Origin of the sequence: Nonomuraea sp. NPDC048916 (genome assembly GCF_040649575.1) — a bacterium.
Taxonomy (GTDB): Bacteria; Actinomycetota; Actinomycetes; order Streptosporangiales; family Streptosporangiaceae; genus Nonomuraea.
Genome location: NZ_JBEZFS010000347.1, coordinates 1 through 299 on the forward strand (window position 1 = coordinate 1; position 299 = coordinate 299).

A 299-nucleotide genomic window follows, 5' to 3' on the forward strand; every position below is an offset into this window, starting at 1 on the left:
TCACGGAACGAACGCCGGTCATCATCACGACGCGGACCAGCCCCGTAGCCACCCTCACGACGCGGCCGGTCACCACCGGAATCACCGTCGCGCCGGGGACCGCCGTAGCCACCCTCACGACGGGGGCCACGGTCGTCACGATCACGGAAGGAGCGCCGCTCATCATCACGACGCGGACCCCGATCAGCACCGGAATCACCGTCGCGCCGGGGACCGCCGTAGCCACCCTCACGTCGGGGGCCGCCGTAGCCGCCCTCACCACGGGGGCCACGGTCGTCACGATCACGGAACGAACGCCG

General features: G+C 71.2%; 1 protein-coding gene. It reads right to left on the reverse strand.

Annotated features, from left to right (window positions below):
- A partial coding sequence (locus AB0C16_RS41170; protein ID WP_357691670.1) for a hypothetical protein occupies positions 1-286 on the reverse strand: 286 nt, incomplete at its 3' end.
- Positions 287-299 lie beyond the last annotated feature (13 nt).